3 protein-coding genes are annotated in these 3,279 nt (G+C 69.4%); 2 read left to right on the forward strand and 1 reads right to left on the reverse strand.

Features of this window, described 5'->3' with window-relative positions:
• Positions 1-29: 29 nt before the first annotated feature.
• Entirely contained in the window at positions 30-200 is a 171-nt protein-coding gene (locus tag AC1DZ6_RS22025; RefSeq protein ID WP_477099257.1) for a hypothetical protein, read from the forward strand.
• Positions 201-236: 36 nt separating this feature from the next.
• On the opposite strand, the gene AC1DZ6_RS22030 is transcribed toward AC1DZ6_RS22025, so the two are convergent.
• On the reverse strand, positions 237-2,591 hold the full coding sequence (locus AC1DZ6_RS22030; RefSeq protein ID WP_477099258.1) for a hybrid sensor histidine kinase/response regulator: 2,355 nt from the start codon (positions 2,589-2,591) through the stop codon (positions 237-239).
• A gap of 142 nt (positions 2,592-2,733) precedes the next feature.
• On the opposite strand from AC1DZ6_RS22030, the gene AC1DZ6_RS22035 reads away from it, so the two are divergent.
• Positions 2,734-3,213 carry a Dps family protein gene (locus tag AC1DZ6_RS22035; RefSeq protein WP_477099259.1) on the forward strand — a complete coding sequence of 160 codons (480 nt, stop codon included), beginning with the start codon at positions 2,734-2,736 and terminating at the stop codon, positions 3,211-3,213.
• Positions 3,214-3,279: the final 66 nt, after the last annotated feature.

Below are 3,279 nucleotides of genomic sequence, written 5' to 3' on the forward strand. Positions count from 1 at the left end.
TCGCTGCTCAAGCCCCAAGGAGATCGAAGATGAACCGATTGATCGACACTCTCGCCGAAGGCGTGGCCGAGGCGGCCCTCGCCACCTGCGCCCTGGCCCGTCGCGTCCTGGACCTGACCGGCGCCGGAGCCTCGAAGAGGGCGCCGCACTATCCGCCGCCGAGCGCGATGATCCGGCACGCCGTTCCACCCATTGAGTGACGCGTGCCGACGCGGACAAACGCCGCGAGCCAGCGCCTACACCTTGGCCTTGCCGCCCTTCTTCACCGGCCGGGCCGGTGCGTGCCGGTCCCAGGCGTCGGCCATCGCCTGGGCAAGGGCGTCCAGGGCGTAGGGCTTGCTCAGCAGCGGCCACGGCGTCTCGTGGGCCCGCACCAGTTCCTGGCCGGTGTAGCCGGAGCTGAGCAGGATCGGCAGTTCGGGCCGCTCGCTGGCCAGGACCAGGGCCAGGTCGACCCCGCTCTTGCCGCCCGGCATGATCACGTCTGTGATCACCAGGCCCAGGGTCGGGTCGGTGCGGGCGATGGCCAGGGCTTCGTCGGCGTTGGCGGCGCGGCTGACCATGTGGCCCAGCTCGTCGATCATCGCCGCGATCAGGTCGCCCACCTCGACGTCGTCCTCGACCAGCAGCACGTGGGCGGTGGCGCGGGTGGCCGGCGGCCGGACGGCCAGCACCTCGACCGGCGAGAAGGCCTCGCGCACCGGCAGCAGCATGGCCACGGTCGTGCCGACGCCCAGCTCGGACTCGATGGTCACCTCGCCGCCGCTCTGGCGGACGAAGCCGTAGACCTGGCTCAGGCCCAGCCCGGTGCCCTTGCCGACCGGCTTGGTGGTGTAGAACGGCTCGAAGGCGCGCTCCACGGTCTCGGCGTCCATGCCCTCGCCGGTGTCGGTGACGGCCACGCGCAGATAGCGGCCGGCCGGCAGCTCGCCCTTGGGCTCGGCCAGGTCGAGGCCCTGCGAGGCGATGGTGATCTTGCCGCCGGGCGGGGTGGCGTCGCGGGCGTTGACCACCAGGTTCAACAGGGCGGCCTCGAACTGGCTGGAGTCGGTCAGGGTGGTGCGGCCGCCGGCCTTCAGGTCCAGGACCATGTCCACGCCTTCGCCGACCGCGCGGCGCAGCAGGCTCTCGCTGTCGGCGACCATCGTGTCGATCCGGCAGATCTCCGGGTTCAGCGGCTGGCGGCGGGCGAAGGCCAGCAGGTGCTGGGTCAGCTTCTCGCCGCGCCGGGCCGCCGACTGGGCCGCGTTGAGCATGCGGTCGCGCCGCTTCTCGTCGTCGGGATTGCGCTGCAGGACGTCCAGCGCGCCGATGATCACGGTCAGCAGGTTGTTGAAGTCGTGGGCGACCCCGCCGGTCAGCTGGCCGATCGCCTCCAGCTTCTGCGACTGGGTCAAGGCGGCCTGGGCGGCGTCGCGTTCCGACAGCGCCTCCTGCACCCGGTCGGCCAGCAGTTCGTTCAGGCCGGTCAGCTTGACCTCGGCGTCCTTGGCCTCGGTGACGTCGAAGGCGATGCCGATGAAGCCGATGAACTCGCCGCTCGGGCCCAGGCGCGGCTGCGAGAACGACTTGAGCCAGCGCATCTCGCCGTCGGTCCGCCGGTAGCGACCCTCCAGGCTGAAGGCCTTGCGCGAGGCCTCGCCGCCGATCTGGGCCTTCAGGATCTGGTTCAGGTCGTCGGCGTGCAGCCGCGAGCGCCAGTCCAGCACCAGGGCCTCGTCATAGGTCACGCCGGCGAAGGCGACATAGGCGTCGTTGACGAACATCCGCACGCCGTCCTCGCCGCTGATCCACATCAGCAGCGGCGCGCTGTTGGCCAGGGCGCGGAACCGCCCCTCGCTCTCGCGCAGGCTCTCCTCGGCGCGGCGGCGCTTGGTGACCTCGAAATTGACGCCCATCATCCGCACGGCCCGGCCGGTCTCGTCGCGCACCACCTCGCCGCGGCCGTGGATCCAGCGCTCGCCGTCCGGATGGTCGATCAGTCGGAATTCGACCTCGTAGAAGGGCCCTTCCAGGACCGCCTCGCGAACCTTCTCGCGGACCATGTCGCGGTCGTCGGGATGGACGGTGGCCAGCAGGGTGTCCGAATCGACCGGGCCCTCGGCGGGCATGCGCAGATTCTGGCGGGCGGTGGCCGACATCTTCATGCCGCCGTTCTGCAGGTCCCATTCCCAGGGGCCGACGCCGGCCGCGGTCTGGGTGACACGCAAATGGGCTTCGGCGTCGGTGTAGCGTTGGCGGGCCTGGGCCAGGTTGATCAGGCTGGTCCTCAGGGCCTGGGCCACGGCGGTGGTGATCGACGCCGAGACCAGGAACAGCAGGATGCCGCCGACCTGAGCCTCGTTCAGCGACTCGCCCCGGATGCCGGCCCACAGCCACCAGGTGAAGACGACGCAGGCGAGAATCGGCCCCATCGCCCAGCGCCATCCCGCATAGAGCGTGACCACGACGATGGCTGGAAAGAAGGCCTGGGTGACGCCGAACCCGTTGCCGACGCCCATCACGGCGACCCGGAAACCGGCCGCGAGCAGGATGGCCGCCAGGGTCACCAGGGCGGCGCGCGCCGGCGACGGCGGGATCCTGGAGACCAACCACGCGCTTATCGCGTCGGGCGACGCGCGCCCTCGCGCTTTTGCGTGCGGATCTTCAATCTTCATGGGTCCCCGTGCGCACATAACGGCTTGTCATGAGCATGGACACGCTTACCTAGAACACGCAACACGGGAGATTATGATGGCTGCGAACCTGAACACCGGCTTCACGACGAAACAGCGCGCCGACATCGTCGCCGGCCTCAACAAGGTTCTGGCCGACAGCTACGCCCTGTATCTGAAGACCCATGGCTACCACTGGAACGTGCGCGGGGCGAACTTCGCGGCCCTGCACGTGCTGCTGGAAGGCCAGTACACCGAGCAGTGGACGGCGCTGGACGCCATCGCCGAACGGATTCGCGCGTTGGGCGAACTGGCCCCGATGGGCTACGGCGCGTTCGGCAACCTCTCCAGCATCAAGGACGGCGACGCCGAGAAGGAGTGGGACGGCATGTTCAAGGAACTGCTGACCGACAACGAGACCGTGATCGCCACCCTGCGGGGCGCCTTCGAAGCGGCAGACGAAGCGGGCGACGAGGCCACCGCCGATCTCTACACCCAGCGCCTGGCCGCCCACGAGAAGCACGCCTGGATGATCCGCTCAACGCTCGGCGGAAAGTGATCGTTTTGGAGCACGCGTGCTCGATCTGACCGCGCCAAAATTCGTGAAGGCCGCCGGGGCGTTGAT

The sequence above is a fragment of the Caulobacter sp. P1_B12_2 genome (genome assembly GCF_056406675.1).